The following is an 18,642-nucleotide window of genomic DNA, read 5'->3' as shown; positions in this document are numbered from 1 at the left end:
GCGCGGCGCCGACGGCGTCGCCCGGGTAGGGCGGTGCCGCGGCGGCCTGCGGCTGCGCGGCGTACGGCTGCTCGGGCGCGGTGCCGTGGGCCGGCGCGCCGATGACGGCGGTGTCGCCCGCGGCGGGCGCGGTGCTCGGGGGCAGGCTCGCGGCCTGCTCGGGGGCCGGGGCGGCGGGTGCGGCCGCCGGCTCGGGCGCGGTGTCGGGGGTGCGAGGCCCGTCGGGGCCCTGCGGTGCGGTCCCCTCGGGGCCCTTCGTGCTCTCAGTGCTGCTCATGTAAGGCAGCATGCCGGGCCCAGCTCGCGGCCCGCTGCGAAAACGCCTTAAAACCCTTTAATGATCCGCGTCCCTTTCAGGCGCGGGCCCACAGGTCAGCGGGATCGGGGCGCCTGCCGCGGGCGGGCAGGGCATTGACATCCATTAAAGCTTTCCAAGCTTCACTCGCCGGAGCCCGTGAATTCGGCGGCCGGGGGTTCGGCGTTGAGGACCACTGTGAAGACCGTGCCCTCGCCGGGCTCAGAGTCGACCTTGACGGTTCCGCCGTGGGCCTTCACGATCGCGGCCACGATGGCGAGGCCGAGGCCCGAACCGGGGTGGTTGACCGAGTCGGAGCGGAAGAACCGCTCGAAGACCCGCTCGGCGGTCTCGGGGGTCATGCCGGGGCCGTCGTCGGCGACCGTGAGGCGCACCGTGTCGTCCTCGGCCGCCACCTCGACGCCGATGCTCGTGCCCTCCGGGGTGTGGCGGACCGCGTTCGACAGGAGGTTGTCGAGCACCTGCCGCATCCGGGCCCGGTCCGCGGCGACCACAGTGGAGGGTCCGGGGACGCAGCTGAAGCGGAACTCGTGGCCTTCGGCCATCACGGCGTGCGCCGCCACGGCCTCGTGGCCGAGCACGGCCAGGTCCACCGGCTCGGTCTCGACCGGCCGCTCCTGCCCGAGCCGGGCGAGGTGCAGCAGGTCGCCCACGAGCAGGCCCATGCGCTTGGCGGCCTCCTCGATCTGCCCCACGTACTGCTGCCGGTCCGCCTCGGGCATCTGCGGGTTGGTGCGCACCAGCTCCGCGTACCCGCGCACGCTCGTCAGCGGCGTGCGCAGCTCATGCGAGGCGTCCGCGATGAACTCGCGCATCCGCTCTTCGGAGTCGTGCGCGCGCTGCTCAGACCATTCACGGGCGCGGATCGCGCCCTCCACCTTCGTCAGCATCGAGTTGATGGCGCGTCCGACCCGGCCGACCTCGGTGCTCGGGTCGTGGTCGGGCACCCGGCGCGAGTAGTTCCCGGCCGCGATCATCGCCGCCGTGTTCTCGATCTGCCGCAGCGGCGAGAGGCTCGCCCGCACCAGGCCGACGCCGATCGCGGCGAGCCCGGCGAGCACGCCCGCCCCGATGAGCAGGTCGACCCACACGAGCCCGGCCACGGTCTTGTCGAAGTGCGAGAGCTTGTAGGAGAGCACGTAGTACGAGTCGGCGTCGAGGTTGTGCTCCTCGGGCTCGTAGTCCTCGTACTTGCTGCCCACTTCGGAGCCCGGCAGGCCCAGCACCCGCCAGCGCGTCGCCCCGTCGGCGCTCAGCGCGGTGAACGCCTCGCCGTTGGCGGCCGCGAGCTGGTCGTAGGTGAAGAGGGGGTAGTCGGCGCGGTCGTCGGGCCGGTCGTGGCGGCTCCCGGTCGGGGAGACGAGGCTGAAGACGTACTGCTCGGGGCGCAGGCCCGGCGCCTCATCGGAGTCCTCGTCGTACTCGGGGTCGAACGTGTCGGGGCTCCAGCTGGTGAGCTGGGTCCTGAGCTCGTCGTCGACGGTGCCGAGGAAGTAGGAGTGCAGCGCGAGGATCGTGGAGACGCTGATGAGGATGAGGGAGCCCGCCACGAGGACGAGCACGGCCGCGGTGAGCCGGACCCTCAGCGGCGTCCGGTCCCACTTGTCGCGGACGCCCTCGAGTACGCGAGGTGCGCTCAACGATGCTGCTCCCGCAGGACGTAGCCGATGCCCCGGAGGGTCTGGATGAGTTTGGGCTCGCCGGTGTCGATCTTGCGGCGCAGGTAGGAGACGTAGGACTCGACGATGCCGTCGTCGCCGCGGAAGTCGTAGCGCCACACGTGGTCGAGGATCTGGGCCTTGGAGAGCACGCGGCCGGCGTTGATCATGAAGTAGCGCAGGAGCTTGAACTCGGTGGGCGAGAGCTGCACGGCCTTGCCGGAGCGCCACACCTCGTGGGTCTCCTCGTCGAGTTCGAGGTCGGCGTACTGGAGGCGGGAGGGGCGGGGCAGTTCGCCGGAGGAGCGGCGCAGGACCGCGCGGATGCGGGCGACGACCTCTTCGAGGGCGAAGGGCTTGGTGATGTAGTCGTCGCCGCCCACGGAGAGGCCGGTGACGGTGTCGGCGGTGTCGTCGCGGGCGGTGAGGAAGAGCACCGGGGTGTGGTCGGAGCCCGAGCGCATGCGGCGCACGACCTCGAAGCCGTCGAAGTCGGGCAGGTTGACGTCGAGGACGACCAGGTCGGGGCGGTGCCGGGCGATGGAGCGGAGGGCTTCGTCACCGGTGCCGACGCCGTGGACGGCGAAGCCGGCGTACCGGAGGGAGGTGGAGAGCAGCTCGCAGATGTTCTCGTCGTCTTCGACGACGAGCAGGGTGGCCTCGGTCTCGGCGTTCGGCTGGCTAGTCGAAAGCGGCATGGGCCTCTCACAGGTTCGGCGGGTCAGCGGACCGCAGGTCACGGGTGGTTGTGAAGCATACGCCCGCGCCTGGGGTGTGCCAAGCCGTCCGCGAGCGGTCACACCGTTCGGCCGTGACGCTGCGCACCCGCGTGAAACACGTTCGAGTGACCTTTATCAGAAGTGTGTGCGCCTATGCGGGAAACTGGCGCGCGCGAACTGTTCTCCGTCGTACCGGTCGGATAGACTTTGTGTCGCAGCCGAGCACGTCACGTGCTCGGGACCCTACCGAATCAGGTGAGTTCATGACGCTGTCAATCGAGACTGCCACGACCGACGCAGGGGTCGTCACGGTCGAGCTGGCGGGCGAAGTCGACTACGCGACCGCGCCGCAGATCCGCGAGACGATAACCAACGCCCTCGAGGCGGGCGGCGCCACTGCCATCCGGGTCGACGTCGCCAAGGTGACGGTCCTCGACTCCACCGGCATCGGCACCATCGTGGTGGCCTACCGCATCGCCCGCGAGATGGGCGTCGCGCTGGCCGTCGTCAATCCCAACCGCTTCATCACCCGCCTGTTCACCGTCGTCGGTGCCGAGGAGCTCCTCGAGGAGCCGACCGAGACGTTCTCGAGCAAGGAGCGCAGCGCGGCCGGCTAGGTCCGCCCGCGCTTCGCACGTCTTCGATCGCGCCCCGGTTCCGGCCGGGGCGCGTTCGCGCTTTCGGGTGGTGTTCCGGGCGGCTCGCGGGGCCGTTTCTGCGCACATCGGGGCCTGGGCGGCTGTGCGAAACGCCGTTGTGGTGAACGAGACTTCCACGCGTTTCCCCCTGCTGCGCAGCACATTCACTGCGGCTTGAGTGACCGGCCCCGCAACGGCGTTACCGGTACTACACTTTTTCCTCCCCCCGGTTACCCTTGAGTCCGGGGACTGCCGTCCCCGTCCACGCAGCGTCAAAGAAGAGGCGATTCAGTCGTGTCGAGTGCGACTCCGGGTAATCCGTTGACCGATTTCGGTGCCAATGAATGGCTGGTCAACGAGATGTACGAGCGTTACCGCGAAAACCCCGAAAGTGTCAGCGCCGGCTGGCGCGAGTTCTTCGGCGGCGATCCGTCGGGCGCGTCGTTCACCGATGAGGGCGAGCGCAAGGCCGAGGCCGGGTCGGCCCCTGCCGCCGCGCCCGCGAAGCCCGCTCCGGCGCCCGTCGCCGCGGTGAAGCCGGAGGTCGAGCCGGAGCCGAAGCCCGCGCCGAAGGCGGCGCCGGTCGAGTCCGTCACCGACGCACCCCGCACTGAACCTCCCGCTGCGGTCCCCGAGCCGCGCCCCGAACAGGGCGAACCCGCGAAGAAGGCGACCCCGACTGTGAACGAGCCCGTCTCCGCCCCCGCCGGCTCCGCAAGCTCTGCCGGTACCAAGCCGCTCAAAGGCGTTGCGGCCAAGGTGGCCCAGAACATGGACGCGTCCTTGGAGATCCCCACGGCCACCTCGGTGCGTGCGGTTCCCGCGAAGCTCCTGTTCGACAACCGGATCGTCATCAACAACCACCTCAAGCGCGGCCAGGGCGGGAAGGTCTCCTTCACCCACCTGATCGGCTACGCGCTGGTGCAGGCCGTGAAGGCCCACCCGGGCATGAACGCCTCGTACAAGGTGGTGGACGGCAAGCCGCAGCTCGTCACCCCCGAGAGCATCAACCTGGGCCTGGCGATCGACCTCGCCCGGCCCGACGGCACCCGCACCCTCGTCGTGCCGTCGATCAAGAACACCGAGTCGATGGACTTCCGCGAGTTCTGGCAGGCCTATGAGGACCTGGTCCGCAAGGCCCGCAACAACAAGCTCACGATGGAGGACCACGCCGGGGCGACGCTGACGCTCACCAACCCCGGCGGGATCGGCACCGTCCACTCCGTGCCGCGCCTGATGAAGGGCCAGGGCCTCATCGTCGGCGTCGGCGCCATGGAGGTGCCCGCCGAGTTCGCCGGGGCTTCCGACGAGACCCTCTCCGACCTGGGCGTCTCCCGGATCATGACCGTGACGTCGACCTACGACCACCGGATCATCCAGGGCGCCGAGTCCGGCCAGTTCCTCGCCACGCTGCACAAGCTGCTGCTCGGCGACGGCTTCTTCGACGAGGTCTTCCGCTCGCTGCTCATCCCCTACGAGCCGGTCCGCTGGGTCCGCGACGTGTCGAAGACCCACGAGGGCCAGATCGACAAGAACGCCCGCGTCATCGAGCTCATCCACGCGTACCGGGTGCGCGGCCACCTCATGGCCGACACGAACCCGCTGCACTACGAGATCCGCCGCCACCCCGACCTCGACATCCTGTCGCACGGCCTCACCCTGTGGGACCTCGACCGGACCTTCCCCGTCGGCGGGTTCGCGGGCCAGCAGCGCATGAAGCTGCGCGACATCCTCGGCGTGCTCCGCGACTCCTACTGCCGCCGCGTCGGCGTGGAGTACATGCACATCCAGGACCCCGAGGAGCGCGCGTGGATCCAGCGCCGCATCGAGGTCCCGTTCGAGAAGCCGAAGGTCGAGGAGCAGAAGCACATCCTCGGCCGCCTCAACGCCGCCGAGGCGTTCGAGACGTTCCTGCAGACGAAGTTCGTGGGCCAGAAGCGGTTCAGCCTCGAAGGCGGCGAGTCGCTCATCCCGCTGCTCGACCGGGTCCTCAACGAGGCCGCCACGGCCGACATCGACGAGGTCGTCATCGGCATGCCGCACCGCGGCCGCCTGAACGTGCTCGCCAACATCGTCGGCAAGAAGCTCTCCAAGATCTTCACCGAGTTCGAGGGGCACATCGACCCCAAGAGCATCGGCGGCTCCGGCGACGTCAAGTACCACCTCGGCCTCACCGGCAAGTTCACCTCCCCCGACGGGCGCTCCGAGACCGTCGTGTCGGTCGCGGCCAACCCGTCGCACCTGGAGGCCGTGAACCCGGTGCTCGAGGGCATCGTCCGCGCCAAGCAGGACCGCCTCAACCTGGGCGAGGACGGCTTCACCGTCATGCCCGTGGCGATCCACGGCGACGCGGCCTTCGCGGGCCAGGGCGTCGTCGCCGAGACGCTGAACCTCTCGCAGCTGCGCGGCTACCGCACCGGCGGCACCGTGCACGTGGTCGTGAACAACCAGGTCGGCTTCACCACCGCCCCGGCCCACTCGCGCTCCTCCCTGTACTGCACCGACGTCGCCCGCATGATCCAGGCGCCGATCTTCCACGTCAACGGGGACGACCCCGAGGCCGTGTGCGAGGTCGCGAAGCTCGCCTTCGCGTACCGGCAGCAGTTCAACAAGGACGTCGTCATCGACATGGTCTGCTACCGCCGCCGCGGCCACAACGAGGGCGACGACCCGAAGATGACCAACCCGCAGATGTACCAGGTCATCGACGGCAAGCAGTCAGTGCGCAAGCTCTACACCCGCGCGCTCATCGGCCGCGGCGACATCACCATGGAGGACGCCGAGGAGGCGCTCGCGGACTACCAGGCCCAGCTCGAACGGGTCTTCCGCGAGACCAAGGAGGCCCTGGCGGGGCAGACCGGCCCGCTGCCGTGGCGCCACCAGCCCGAGCCGGTCGCGAACATCGACACGTCCGTCGACGCCGAGACCATCGCCATGATCGGCAAGGCCCACACGACCCTGCCGGAGGGCTTCGGCCCGCACAAGGCGGTCCGCAAGGTCCTCGAGAAGCGCAGCGAGATGTCCACTTCGGGCACCGTCGACTGGGCGTACGCCGAGACCCTCGCGTTCGGCTCGCTCCTCATGCAGGGCAAGCCGATCCGCCTCGCCGGCCAGGACTCGCGCCGCGGCACCTTCGTGCAGCGCCACGCCGTCGTCGTCGACCAGGCCACCGGCGCCGAGTACACGCCGCTGGCCCACCTGGGCGAGCAGGCCGCGAAGTTCTTCGTCTACGACTCGCTGCTCTCCGAGTTCGCCGCGGTCGGCTTCGAGTACGGCTACTCCGTCGAGAACCCCGAGATGCTGGTCCTGTGGGAGGCCCAGTTCGGCGACTTCGTCGACGGCGCCCAGACCATCACGGACGAGTTCATCTCCTCCGGCGAGGCCAAGTGGGGCCAGCACACCGGCATCACCCTGCTGCTCCCCCACGGCCACGAAGGCGCCGGCCCCGACCACACCTCGGGCCGCATCGAGCGGTTCCTGCAGCTGTGCGCCGACGAGAACATGCGCGTCGTCAACTCCACGAGCCCGGCGAACTACTTCCACCTGCTGCGCCGCCAGGCCCTCGACCCGGTCAAGAAGCCGCTCATCGTCTTCACGCCGAAGTCGCTGCTGCGCCACAAGGCCGCCGTCAGCCAGCTCGAGGAGTTCACCACCGGCCGCTTCCAGCCGGTCCTGCGCGACACCGCCGTGGAGAGCGGCCAGATCCGCGCCGAGGACGTCAAGCGCGTGCTCCTGTGCTCCGGCAAGGTCTACTACGACCTCGCCGCCGCCCGCGAGAACCGCGGCGTCACCGACACCGCCATCCTGCGCGTCGAGCAGCTCTACCCGCTGCCCGCCGAGGAGCTGAAGAGCGCCCTCGAGGCGTTCCCGAACGCGACCGACACCGCCTGGGTCCAGGAGGAGCCGGCGAACCAGGGCGCCTGGTCGCACATCGCGCTCAACCTGCTCGAGCAGCTCGGCGGGGTCCACCTGCGCCGTATCTCTCGCCCGGCCGCCGCCGCGCCGTCCACCGGCTCGCCGAAGGTCCACGAGGTCGAGCAGCAGGCGCTGGTCGACGTGGCGGTCCCGCGCCCGCAGTAGCACCGGCACAGCAGCGCCGCACCGCAAGCGACGAAAGGGGAGGCCTTCCGGCCTCCCCTTTGTCGTGCGAGCTTGCCGTGCGAACTTTGTCGCGCAATCCGTAACTTTACCGGTAACGTTTCAGCGACAAGGCACTTTACGGACATTGCAATATCGTTTTCTTCCGATGTCCGCTCTTGACCGCGCTGATGAGAACGATAACAATGGCTCCACGGCCCACCCCCCGACAGGCCCTCCCCGACGAAGAATCACATTGGAGTGATGCATTGATGCCGAATCATCCCTCGCCCCCTGGCTCCGTCTTCAAACGCGGTCCTTCCAGACGGGCACTCCTCACCGGCACGGCGGCGGCCGCCGGCCTCGGCCTGGCCGGCTGCGGCTCGGTCACCGGAGGCCTGAGCGACAAGACCCGCGTCAAGCAGTGGAACCTGCTCGCCGGCGCCGACGGCGCCATCATGACCGAGATGCACGGCAACTTCTCGGCCGAGCACCCCGACGTCGAACTCGAGGCCACCACCTTCGGCTGGGGCACCCCGTTCTACACCCGCCTGGTCATGGGCGCCTCCAGCGGCAACGCCGCGGACATCGCCACCATCCACCTCTCCCGGCTCAAGAGCGTCTCGCCCGACACGCTCCTGGACGCCATCACGATCGACGAGCTCACCGAAGCCGGCATCGACGCGGCCGACTTCCCCGAGAAGATCTGGGAGAAGTGCTTCCACGAGGACCGCCTCTACGCGCTGCCCCTCGACACGCACGCCCTCGTCAACTACTACAACCGGGACGTCTGCCAGCAGATCGGCGCTCTCAACCCCGACGGCACCCTCATCGACACCACCGGACGCGAGTCCTACTTCGACCTGCTCCGCGCGGCGAAGGAGGTCACCGGCGAGTTCGGCACCTCGCTCGACACGTTCGGCGGCTGGCGCCAGTTCTGGGCCTGGTACCGCCAGGCGGACGGCGAGATGACCTTCGGCGACGACGACTTCGAGATGGACGACGACAAGGCGCTCCAGGCCATCGAGACCATGTACCTCATGGCCGAGGAAGGCCTCTGCCCGACCTTCTCCGACGGCGCCCAGTGCGCCGCCAACTTCGAGAACGGCGCCGCCGCCTTCGTCCAGGTCGGCAACTGGGAGATCAACCGCTTCAAGCTCTTCGGCGGCGACAACCCCGACTGGTTCTCCATGACCGAGATGCCGGCCTTCTTCGGCAACCGCCGCACCCAGGGCGACTGCCACTCGTTCGTGCTGCCCCACCACAACAGCTGGGACCCCGAGGTCCGCAAGGCCACGGTCGAGTACGCCGCCTACATGCTCAAGAACAGCTACCGCTGGGGCGAGGGCGGCGGGCACACCCCGTCCTACCTGCCCGTCACCGAGAGCCCCGAGTACCAGGCGCTGCAGCCGAACGCGGAGTACTCCGGCGTCGTCGAGAACGTCCAGTTCGACCCCGACGTGTGGTTCTCCGGCTCCGCCGCCCGCCTCTTCGACGAGACCGGCTCGATCTTCCTCCAGGTCTACTCGCTCGCGATGAAGCCCGAAGAAGCGCTGGAGCTCATGAAGGACCGGATCCACACCCTTCTCGCCCTTCCCAACCCGGTCGACTGAATCGTTCCATTAGGACTCCCGATGACTGTGAAAACCGCGACGCCCGCAGCGGCGTCGGCCGCGATGACGCGGCCCCCGAGCGCCCCGCGCAAGAAGAAGTCGTGGACCGGACTCTGGTTCGTGCTCCCCTTCGTGGCCTTCTACGCCCTCTTCCTGATCTGGCCGACCTTCCTCGGCCTCTACTACTCCTTCACCGACAAGAGCCTCACCGGCCGCCCCGCCTCCTGGGTCGGGCTCGACAACTGGGTCGAGGCCTTCGGCGACGAGCGCGCCTGGAACGCGCTGGTCAACACCGCCGAGTTCACCCTGTACTCGACGCCGCCGCTGGTCGTCCTCGCGATCGTCTTCGCGCTCCTGGTCAACCGGGCGCGGAAGCTCGGCTGGTTCCTGCGCATGGCGTTCTTCGCGCCGTTCGTGGTCCCCGTCTCCGTGGTCACCATGATCTGGATGTGGATCTACCAGCCTGAAGGCGGCCTGCTCAACCACTACCTGCAGCTCCTCGGGCTCCAGGACGCCTCGGCGCCGACGGTCTGGTACCAGGGCGAGAACGGCATGGCCATGTGGTCGGTCGTCATCACCACCGTGTGGTGGACCGTGGGCTTCAACTTCCTGCTGTACCTGGCCGCGCTCCAGACCATCGACCCGAGCGTCTACGAGGCCTCGAGCATCGACGGCGCGAGCTGGTGGCGCCAGCTGTGGCACATCACCCTGCCGCTGCTCAACCGCACCACCGCGATGGTGATCGTGCTGCAGCTCATCGCATCCCTGCGCATCTTCGACCAGATGTACATCATGACCGGCGGCGGCCCGAACCGCGAGTCCGAGGTCGCGATCCACTACATCTACATCGCCGGCTTCGAGGGCTACCGCATCGGCTACGCCTCGGCACTGTCCTATGTGCTGTTCATCCTCATCCTGATCATCTCCATCTTCCAGTTCCGGCTGTTCTCCCGGAAGGAGTCCTGACATGACCGCAGCGCAGGCGACTTCCGTCGCGGCCACCCCCACCGAGCCCCGCACGATTCGGCGCCGGTTCCGGCGCCCCTCCGTCGGCGCCGTCATCGTGTACGTCGCGGCCACCCTCCTGGCGGTGTTCTGGCTGCTCCCGCTCCTGTGGGCGCTGTCGACCTCGTTCAAGACGGAGACCGAGGCGAGCCTCGGCCAGGACATCCACTGGTGGCCCGAGACCTGGTCGGTCGAGGGCTACAAGGTCCTGTTCGAGCGCGGCGACCACTTCACCTGGATGCTCAACTCCACGATCGTCTCGGTGATCGTCACCGTGCTGACCCTGGTCCTGTGCGTCACGGCCGCCTACGGGTTCTCGCGGTTCGACTTCCCGGCCAAGAACGTGCTGTTCGGCGCGATCATCGCGGGCCTCATGGTCCCCGGCCAGGCGCTCATCATCCCGCTGTTCGACCTGGTCAACGCCCTGCACATGGGCGGCACCTACTGGGGCCTGGCGCTCCCGCAGGTGGTCGCCCCGGTCATGGTGTTCATCCTCAAACGGTTCTTCGACGCCATCCCGAAGGACTACGAGGAGGCCGCGAAGCTCGACGGCGCCGGGCACTTCCGGGTGCTGTGGAACGTCATCCTCCCGATGTCGGGCCCGATCATCGCGGCCGTCGCGATCTTCACCTTCATCGGCTCGTGGAACAACTACCTGTGGCCGCTGCTGGTGGCCAGCGACCCGTCGATGATGACCCTGCCCGTGGGCCTGCAGGTCGTCGCGGGCGGCTACGGCCTGTTCTACGCCCAGAACATGGCCGCCGCGGTCCTCGGCGCCGCGCCGCTGCTCATCGTCTTCCTGATCTTCCAGAAGCGGATCGTAGAAGGCGTCGCGGGCGTCGGCCTGAAGTAAGCGAGCAAGAACGAGCGGGGTCCGGCTGCTGCCGGACCCCGCTTCGCATCCCCGATACCGTCCAATCGCCTCCCTTGGTACCCGTGCCTGCTAGAAGATGCCGTCACCGACGAGGCAGGAGGCCGGCGTGTAGCCGACCGTGTCGCCGTGGCGGACGTGGATCCACTGGGTCTCGAATTCGAGGCCCTTGCAGCCCAATGCCTTCTCGCCGTCGGTGGACGAGCAGGCCCCTTGGACCTCGGTGTCGTTGAGCAGGCGCACCAGGCGGCGCGAGCTCCAGCTGGTCTCGGTGAAGATCGAGACGCCGAACGTGGCGTCGACGCGGTACGTGCAGAGGAAGAGCTGCTCGTCGGCCCAGCCCTCCGAGAGGATCGCCCGCTGCGCGCTGATCGGATGCGCCTCGGTCCCGGAGGTCTCGACGCCCCCGGTCTCGGACGCGGCGCTCTCCCCGTGCCTGGCCAGGGCGACGGCGACGACCATGATGGCGGCCGCGATCGCGACTCTGATCAGGAGCTTCTTCGTGACGACCCACGTGCTCCCGGCGGCGGACTTGAACCCGCCCTTGACCCGACCCATTACTGACATGGCCGCTCTCCCCCTTGTGCAACCGCGAACCCCCGTCGGCGGTGACATCCATTACAGGGTGAACGCAGGCGGGCCCGCGCGTGGTGCGAACCCGGCAGAAAGCGGCTCCAGTGTCGTACTTACGACGCTGTGTTCACTCGTTGACGAGCACGACCTTGCCGAACGCCTCGCCCGAGGCGAGGCGCCGCAGCGCCTGCTCGGCATCCGCGAGCGCGAACGTGGCGTCGATGACGGGCCTGACGTCCCGTTCCGCGCAGAACCGGACGACCTCGACGAGTTCGTCCCGCGTGCCCATGGTCGAGCCGAGGATCTCGAGCTGCTTGAAGAAGACGTGCCGCATGTCGACCTCGGCGACCGGACCGCCGGTCACGCCGCAGCTGACGAGGCGCCCGCCGGGCTTGAGGGACTTGACCGAGTGCGACATGACCGGCGCGCCCACGGAGTCGATGACGACGTCCATCCGCTCGGGCAGGCGGCCCCCGGCCTCGACCGGGACCGCGCCGATCGCGGCGGCCCGCTCGCGCCGCTCAGGGTCGCGGCCGGTGGCGTAGACGCGGGCGCCGAGGGCCTTGGCGAGCAGGATCGCGGCCGTGGCGACACCGCCGCCGGTGCCCTGCACGAGCACGGCGCCGTCGGCGGGCAGGCGCCCGCGGGTGGTGAGCATCCGCCAGGCGGTGAGGAACGTGGTCGGGAGGCATGCGGCCTCGGCGGCGGTCCACCCCGGCGGGGCCGGGACGAGGTTCCGCTCCGGCACCGACACGTACTCGGCGAGCGTGCCCGGGTGCACCTCGGAGAGCAGGGTCCGCTTGGGGTCCAAGGTCTCGTCGTCTAGCGCGGCATCGCCGATGACCGGATAGACCACGGCGTGATGCCCGGTCTCGGTGCGGCCCACCGCATCCGTGCCGAGGATCATCGGGCACTGCTCGGCGCGGAGGCCGACGCCGGCGAGCGACCACAGGTCGTGGTGGTTGAGCGAGGCCGCGGCGACGGAGACGCGCGTCCAGTCCTCGGGAACGTCCGGAGGCTCGATCTCACCCACCGAGAGGGCGGCGAAAGGGTCGTCGGGGTTCACTGCACTGGCGTAGGCGGCGAGCATCTGGATTGACCTCCATCTTTGCGGCGCTTGCGGTGCCGGAGCTCATGGCATCGGCGTTTGCACTGTCCAGCATGGCCTTCCGTGCGGCCCCGCGCTGGGTCTCTAACTGTAGGGGCCGGGCCGAAATCGCCCCCCGGAGAGGTAGGGTCGGCACTGGAATCACACCACTGAAAAGAAGCGGAGGGGCAATGTTCAAGCCTCTGTTCAAGCGGCTCATGCCGCAGATCTCGGCTTCGGCTCACTGCGACCTGCCGTGCGGGGTCTACGACCCGGCGCAGGCCCGCATTGAAGCGGAGTCGGTCAAGGCCATCTGCGAGAAGTACCAGGCCAACGAGGACCCTGAGTTCCGCACGCGCGCCCTGATCATCAAGGAGCAGCGTTCGAACCTGGTCAAGGAGCACCTGTGGGTGCTGTGGACCGACTACTTCAAGCCGCCGCACTTCGAGAAGTACCCGCAGCTGCACACCCTCGTGAACGAGGCGACGAAGCTGGCCGGCGCCTCGGGCGCCAAGGGCTCCGCCGACCCGAAGGTCGCCGAGGAGCTGCTCGCGAAGATCGACGAGATCGCCAAGATCTTCTGGGAGACCAAGCAGGCCTAGCGCCCGCTGAGCATCCGTGAGGAGCGCCCGCCACCGCGGCCAGCGGGGCGGGCGCTTCGCCGTAGAACGGGCCGGACGCGCCGGCGCTTCGCCGTCGGACGGCGCCGGCGGATCGGATGGGTCGCCGCAGGACGGGCCGCAGGAGGCGGCGCTTCGCCGTAGGACGGCCCCGGCGGATCGGATACGTCGCCGTATGGCGATCCGGCAGGACCGGTGCCTCGGCGCAGCACGGGGTGGATGCCGCACCGCAGTCGGCCCGGCGGGCGGCTGGGTCGCCACGGGGCGGCCGGGCAGGGCCGATGATCCGCAGCAGGGCGGCCAGGCGGAGGCAAGCGCTTCGCCGCCGGCCCGCCTCGGGTCCACGGGAGTGGGATTTCAGCCGGGGTGTTCCGCGCTGCGGAGCCGACCCGATTATCCTTTGCAGCGTGAGGGCGGAAGTCCTTCGTCCCCTCAGTCACAGGAAGCGGCGATGCCGGTGAGCGATGAGCGCGAGGACGTGCTGCTGCTCGACGTGCCCTCGACGGGCGACTACCTGTCGGTCCTGCCGACCGCGACCGCGGCGGTGGCGACCAGGCTCGGGTTCTCGCTCGACGAGATCGAGGACCTCCGGGCGGCGGTCAACGCCGCCGTGGCGCTCCTGATCCCCGCCGAGCCCGGGCGCCCGCGCCCGTTCCGCCGGAAGTCGGGCGACCAGCCCCTCCACTGCCGCCTCGCGGTCGGCGAAGAGACCCTCCAGATCGCCCTGAGCCGCCCCAAGGGCGAGCCCCTACCCGATGCGGGCTCATATCAGTGGCAGGTCCTCAGGGCCCTCACAGACGAGGTCGACGCCCACGTCGAGGACTCGACCACGACGATCACGATCTCCCAGCGTCGCCCGGCCACCGAAGCCGACGCCGACACCCACCGCCACCAGATCTACTAGCGGACGCGATTCACCCGAAAGCGTGTCCCCCGGACACGTCGAAATGTCGCACCCCCGCGGCATCCTTGCAACCGGGGGCCCTTCCCAGCGCCGCGTGAGTCGCACGGCGCTGCCCGCCGAACCGCTCGCAGCGCCTTCACGCCTTCACGCCTTCACGCCTTCACGCCTTCACGCCTTCACGCCTTCACGCCTTCACGCCTTCACGCCTTCACGCCTTCACGCCTTCACGCCTTCACGCCTTCACGCCTTCACGCCTTCACGCCGAAGAGTGTCGTACCCCTCCGATACGTTGGGTAGACAGGGGAGCCTTCAGATCGAGGAATCTTCGCGTCCGTGCAAGCTTGAAGGCCCGGCGGAACCCGCCGGGCCTTCCAAGCTTCTGTTGTCACAAATTTTCGAGGGATGGACTAAATCAAGGGATTGCGCGGCGGTGCTAGCCGACGACCTGGGTCGCCAACGTGCGCAGCGCACCCGAGCGACGCTTCAGCTCGCGGCGCTCGATCTCGCTCATGCCACCCCAGACGCCCGCGTCCTGACCGGACTCGAGCGCCCACCGCAGGCACTCCTCGGTCACCGGGCAGCGCCGGCAGACGTTCTTCGCCTGCTCGATCTGCGTCAGTGCCGGTCCGGTGTCCCCGATCGGGAAGAACAGCTCGGGGTCCTCGTCACGGCAGATGGCCTCGTGGCGCCAATCCATCAAAACATCTCCTTGCTAAGCATCAAGCGTTTCGCTTTCACGGTGTTATGAACAGCTCTTGCGGTTCGGGCGTTTCGCGGGCCGTTGCGGCCGCGGCGGCGTTCAAGACGCGCTTCGCATGCGTGCCGCGCCGCGTCCGTCACGGAAACTGGTGTGACGGTCGCACCTTCGCGGGCGACACAGTGAGCGCTCGACGCGGGACCCGTTTCCCGGCAAAGGGAATCGTTGTCACCGCGAGTTCGGAGCACTCTCGCATCAGCGTCATTGCTGAACGCCAGGGCATCGGGGAGCACACCCGCCTACGGCGTCGGTCGCCCAAGTGGCGACTGATGAGTCCGCATCTCTCTGACCCGACCTACCTTGTGAATACTTTCACAAGCTCGGGATTTGTCAAGGGTTCGACTCGGGAAATCAGCTCTAAGTGAGTGAACTCACCGGGCTGTACCTCGAAGAAGACTCGCGGAACTCGTTCCACCATACCGCCGGAATCCCTACCGCGGATCCTCGTGGCGGCCTCCGCCACACTCGCCCGAACAGAAAACGCCGGGGTCGGTGACAGCGAGTCGAACCGGTTTGACACACTGGTACTCAACGTTGGCTTGCTTACCACGCTCGGAAGTTCGCCAGGGTCTGACAAAGTTAAGGCTTGCAACTTCGCCAAGGCGTGAGTACCCACCGAATGCCCGGTCTATACGCACCGAAAATACGATATTCGGTTGTAAGTCTCGTGCCGTCCCGGTAGGGATGGCGAAATCAACCTTGCCTGCTCACGGTTGACTTGTCAACACCCACCTTGAGGTTTTCCCAAGTTGTTAGCAGGCCACCCGCAGCGCCTCCGGAACCGAGCTGAGTTCCACTTCGGTTCGCTCTCCGAGATAGTCCCCGTCGAGCTGGAAGGCCTGAGGCAGCGAAGCGCGCAGTCTGATCCTGGAGAGATCGTGATGCGTCACCGCGTGTTTGCCGTCGGGCCCGTCCCGACCCACCAGCAGTGAAGCGGCGGTCATCGCGGCGTCCGACAGGCCAAGTTTACGCAGAACCAGGACATCAAGTCCAGCATTAAAGGATGCCCGCGCGTTGAGATTCACCGGAAGGGTACCGAGATAGGTCCACGGTGCGCAGTTCTGCACCACGACCATCCCTTCCGAGAGGTCCGCGTCACCGGTTGAGAGTTCCACCTCAATGGTGTCCCCTTCCACCCCATGCTCGTTCAGCTCCGCCATCACCGCGCGCGCATAGTGCGCGCCGAGGTTGCGCTTCTTGCGGTACGACTCGACCTTCTTGATGATCGACGCGTCCCAGCCCAGTCCCGCGCAGAACGTGAAGAGCCGGTCGACGTCGTCACCGGTCGCCCGCCCGAGGCTCACCGTGCGCACCCGCCGCTCCTCCAAGGCCGCCACGATCGCCAGCGAAGCCCTGCGGCGGTCCCAAGGCAGCCCGAGGGCCCGCGCGAAGACGTTCGTGGAACCGGCCGGGATCGGCGCGAAGATCGGGGCCTCCTCGGCCGGACGGCCGCCGGCCACCAGGCCGTTGACGACCTCGTTCACCGTGCCGTCGCCGCCGAGGCTCAGGACGACGTCGTAACCCTTGTCCGCCCCCCGCTTCGCGAGGATCTCCGCGTGGTCGCGCCGCCGGGTCACCTCGACCTCGAGATCGAGCACCTCGTCGAGCTTCTTCCTCACCCAGCGCGTGCGTCGGCGCGAGCCGGTGGAGGCCTTCGGGTTCACGATGAGCAGACCACGCTGTGGCGCTGCTTTCAGGTCGCGCATAGGCGCAGCGTAGCCCGGGATACGGTTGGCGTGTGAACGAAACCGATGCCGACATGGGCGCGGTCACCGAAACCCCCGGTTCCGGTGACCGTCCTTGGACCTTGACCGCCGCGGCGATCCTGTTCTGGCTCCTCGCAACGGGACTCGCTGCCGCGGGAGTGTGGGGCCTGGCACAGATCGTGATGGGCCAGGTGGACACCGTCGGCGGCGCCGTCGGCGTCGCACTGATCGCATTCCTCGGCGCGCTCTACTACTGGTTCATCGGGCGCCGGCTGCTGCGGATGGACGACGTCATCGCGCAGGCGGTATTCCAAGGGCTCCTTTGGCTTCCGGTCGGGTACTACCTCCGGGAAGCGGCCCACCCGGTCATCGGGATCGCGGCCTGGGCACTGGCGGCGGCGATCGTCGGGCTGGCCCTCAGCGGGCCGACGCGGCGCGCGGTCGGGTTCGGCGAGCGGCGGCCTTTCGGCGGAGCCGAATAGTAGGAAGCACAGCGGCGCGAGCCGATAGCCAGCGCCGTAGCTGAGCCGAGTGGCCGGCCCGGCAGCGAGTAGCGGATCCGCGATCTTCTTGGACCACAACCAGGCGCTCTACCAATGGAACGGCTTACGCCGCAGCGGCTCGCTTTGCGATGAGGTCGATGAGTTCCGGTGCCGTGCCGAGGGGTTCGCCGACGTGGACGACGCCGGCTTCGCGGGCGGACTCGACCGCCGTGTCGCACAGCAGTCCCGGGGCGATGAAGTAGCAGACCGCTGCGATGCGCTGGGCCCCTTGGGCTTTGAGTGCGTCGACGGTCTCGCCGGCTTTCGGGCCGGGGCCGGAGGCGAAGCCCGGTCCGGCCGGGACGCCGAGCAGGCGGCCGGCTTCGGCGGCCACGGCCGCCACGTGTGCGCGGCCCTCGTCGACGCGGGTGCCGGCGGCGCAGACCACCAGGCCGTCGATGCCGAAGGGCAAGTCGCGGACGAGTGTCTTCGCGAGCGACAGGTCGCCCACCGGGCGGGCCACCGCGACCGCGAGCCCCGGGCGGGACTCCTCGGCGCGCTTGGCGACGTCGGGCAGGTCGGTCCGGGAGTGGTAGGCGTCGGTCAGCAGCAGCGGCAAGGCGACTGCGGCGGTGACGCCGGTGTCGGCGAGGCCCCGCAGGACCTCGACCGGGTGCGGCTCATTGAACTCCAGGAACCCCACGTCCGCTCCGGCCGCCCGCGCAATCGCGCGGACGGCCTCCGGGGAGCGCGGGTCGGGGCTGCCGTGGGCGACCAGGACGATCGGCCGCGGCGGCTCCGAGTGCGCCGTTTCGGCATCCGAAACGGCGGACACGCTGGAATCCGACGCGGCGGCCGCGTCGGTTTCCAGCGTGGTGTCGTCAGACATGCAGTCCGCATTCGGTCTTGTCGAACGCGGCCCAGCGGCCGGCGCGCGGGTCCTCGCCCGGCTCGGTGCGCCGGGTGCAGGGCCAGCAGCCGATGGAGCGGAAGCCGTCCTTGAGCAGCGGGTTGACCGGGATGTTGTGGCGCTCGATGTACGCCTCCTGGTCGGCCTCGGTCCACTTCGCGATCGGGGAGACCTTGACCTTGCGGCGGGAGAGGTCGAAGTCGACCACGCGCGTGTTGGCGCGGGACGGGCCCTCATCCCGGCGCAGGCCGGTGGCCCAGCCGTCGTAGTCGGCCAGGGCCGCGTTGAGCGGCAGGACCTTGCGCAGCGAGCAGCACTCGTCGGGGGCGCGCGCGAACAGGCGCGGACCGAACTCGGCGTCCTGGGCCAGCACCGACTGGTCGGGCTGGATCGACCGGACGTTCACGTTCATCGTGGCGGCCACGAAGTCGCGGACTTCGAGGGTCTCGGGGAAGTGCAGGCCGGTGTCGAGGAAGACGACGTCGATGCCGGGGGCGACCTCGCTGGCGAGGTGGACCACGGCGGCGTCGGCCATCGAGGAGGTCACACAGAAGCGCTCGCCGAACTCGCCGACCGCCCACTCGAGGATCTGGTGGGCCGTGGCGTCTTCAAGGCGCTTCCCCGCTTCCATCGCGAGGTCACGGAGTTCGAAGGGGTCTCTCTCGTTCCCTGTGCTGCTGCTCATGCTGCTTCACTCCGATCGGGG

Annotated in this window: 16 protein-coding genes and 1 pseudogene; 8 read left to right on the top strand and 9 right to left on the bottom strand. The window is 68.8% G+C overall.

The features are described 5' to 3' along the window. The 3 genes and pseudogenes from O2L52_RS23695 to O2L52_RS23685 all read right to left on the bottom strand — a co-directional run. Positions 1–277, bottom strand: a pseudogene (locus O2L52_RS23695) (Rv1157c family protein); the annotation flags it as partial. Positions 278–438: 161 nt separating this feature from the next. Next, positions 439–1,956: a sensor histidine kinase gene (locus tag O2L52_RS23690; protein WP_270118631.1), complete on the bottom strand. Its 1,518-nt coding sequence runs from the start codon at positions 1,954–1,956 to the stop codon at positions 439–441. Then, positions 1,953–2,672: a response regulator transcription factor gene (locus tag O2L52_RS23685; protein WP_270118629.1), complete on the bottom strand. Its 720-nt coding sequence runs from the start codon at positions 2,670–2,672 to the stop codon at positions 1,953–1,955. Before O2L52_RS23685 ends, O2L52_RS23690 begins: the two co-directional genes overlap by 4 nt. Positions 2,673–2,956: 284 nt before the next feature. On the opposite strand from O2L52_RS23685, the gene O2L52_RS23680 reads away from it, so the two are divergent. From O2L52_RS23680 to O2L52_RS23660, 5 genes are all read left to right on the top strand, one after another. Further along, the gene (locus O2L52_RS23680) at positions 2,957–3,310 is read left to right on the top strand and encodes an STAS domain-containing protein (RefSeq protein WP_143015085.1); all 354 of its coding nucleotides are present in this window, start codon (positions 2,957–2,959) and stop codon (positions 3,308–3,310) included. A gap of 315 nt (positions 3,311–3,625) precedes the next feature. After that, positions 3,626–7,411: a multifunctional oxoglutarate decarboxylase/oxoglutarate dehydrogenase thiamine pyrophosphate-binding subunit/dihydrolipoyllysine-residue succinyltransferase subunit gene (locus O2L52_RS23675; protein ID WP_344473203.1), complete on the top strand. Its 3,786-nt coding sequence runs from the start codon at positions 3,626–3,628 to the stop codon at positions 7,409–7,411. 269 nt (positions 7,412–7,680) lie between these two features. Beyond that, a complete protein-coding gene (locus O2L52_RS23670) occupies positions 7,681–9,021 on the top strand; it encodes an extracellular solute-binding protein (protein WP_270118623.1) in 1,341 nt (446 codons plus the stop codon). A gap of 21 nt (positions 9,022–9,042) precedes the next feature. Further along, on the top strand, positions 9,043–9,987 hold the full coding sequence (locus tag O2L52_RS23665; RefSeq protein WP_270118621.1) for a carbohydrate ABC transporter permease: 945 nt from the start codon (positions 9,043–9,045) through the stop codon (positions 9,985–9,987). Between the two features lies 1 nt (position 9,988). Next, the gene (locus tag O2L52_RS23660) at positions 9,989–10,879 is read left to right on the top strand and encodes a carbohydrate ABC transporter permease (protein ID WP_270118619.1); all 891 of its coding nucleotides are present in this window, start codon (positions 9,989–9,991) and stop codon (positions 10,877–10,879) included. Between the two features lie 90 nt (positions 10,880–10,969). Here O2L52_RS23660 and O2L52_RS23655 read toward each other — a convergent pair whose 3' ends face one another. Together O2L52_RS23655 and O2L52_RS23650 are read right to left on the bottom strand one after the other, a co-directional pair. Then, positions 10,970–11,464 carry a hypothetical protein gene (locus O2L52_RS23655; RefSeq protein WP_270118617.1) on the bottom strand — a complete coding sequence of 165 codons (495 nt, stop codon included), beginning with the start codon at positions 11,462–11,464 and terminating at the stop codon, positions 10,970–10,972. 133 nt (positions 11,465–11,597) lie between these two features. Continuing rightward, complete coding sequence (locus O2L52_RS23650; RefSeq protein ID WP_270118616.1) at positions 11,598–12,560, bottom strand: zinc-binding dehydrogenase; 963 nt, start codon at positions 12,558–12,560, stop codon at positions 11,598–11,600. 188 nt (positions 12,561–12,748) lie between these two features. Between O2L52_RS23650 and sodN the strand changes: the two genes are divergently transcribed. After that, positions 12,749–13,159 carry a superoxide dismutase, Ni gene (gene sodN / locus O2L52_RS23645; RefSeq protein ID WP_243901056.1) on the top strand — a complete coding sequence of 137 codons (411 nt, stop codon included), beginning with the start codon at positions 12,749–12,751 and terminating at the stop codon, positions 13,157–13,159. A 469-nt stretch (positions 13,160–13,628) separates the two neighbouring features. Next, entirely contained in the window at positions 13,629–14,081 is a 453-nt protein-coding gene (locus O2L52_RS23640) for an ATP-binding protein (RefSeq protein ID WP_270118612.1), read from the top strand. Between the two features lie 433 nt (positions 14,082–14,514). On the opposite strand, the gene O2L52_RS23635 is transcribed toward O2L52_RS23640, so the two are convergent. Continuing rightward, positions 14,515–14,778, bottom strand: a complete 264-nt coding sequence (locus O2L52_RS23635) for a WhiB family transcriptional regulator (RefSeq protein WP_205326283.1) — start codon at positions 14,776–14,778, stop codon at positions 14,515–14,517. A gap of 812 nt (positions 14,779–15,590) precedes the next feature. Further along, positions 15,591–16,544, bottom strand: coding sequence for a diacylglycerol/lipid kinase family protein (locus O2L52_RS23630; protein ID WP_270118608.1), 954 nt, complete (start codon positions 16,542–16,544; stop codon positions 15,591–15,593). Between the two features lie 32 nt (positions 16,545–16,576). Between O2L52_RS23630 and O2L52_RS23625 the strand changes: the two genes are divergently transcribed. Then, positions 16,577–17,026 (top strand): hypothetical protein, encoded by a 450-nt coding sequence (locus tag O2L52_RS23625; protein ID WP_270118606.1) that lies wholly within the window; start codon positions 16,577–16,579, stop codon positions 17,024–17,026. Positions 17,027–17,150: 124 nt separating this feature from the next. Here the strand turns inward: O2L52_RS23625 and O2L52_RS23620 are convergent, their stop codons facing one another. Beyond that, the gene (locus tag O2L52_RS23620) at positions 17,151–17,915 is read right to left on the bottom strand and encodes a sirohydrochlorin chelatase (protein ID WP_270118605.1); all 765 of its coding nucleotides are present in this window, start codon (positions 17,913–17,915) and stop codon (positions 17,151–17,153) included. Then, on the bottom strand, positions 17,908–18,621 hold the full coding sequence (locus O2L52_RS23615) for a phosphoadenylyl-sulfate reductase (protein ID WP_270118603.1): 714 nt from the start codon (positions 18,619–18,621) through the stop codon (positions 17,908–17,910). The genes O2L52_RS23620 and O2L52_RS23615 overlap by 8 nt, the downstream gene beginning before the upstream one ends. Positions 18,622–18,642: the final 21 nt, after the last annotated feature.

Origin of the sequence: Glycomyces algeriensis (assembly GCF_027622855.1) — a bacterium.
Taxonomy (GTDB): domain Bacteria; phylum Actinomycetota; class Actinomycetes; order Mycobacteriales; family Micromonosporaceae; genus Glycomyces; species Glycomyces algeriensis.
The sequence above is the reverse complement of the archived record's forward strand: the minus strand, read 5'-3'. Positions and strand labels throughout refer to the sequence as shown.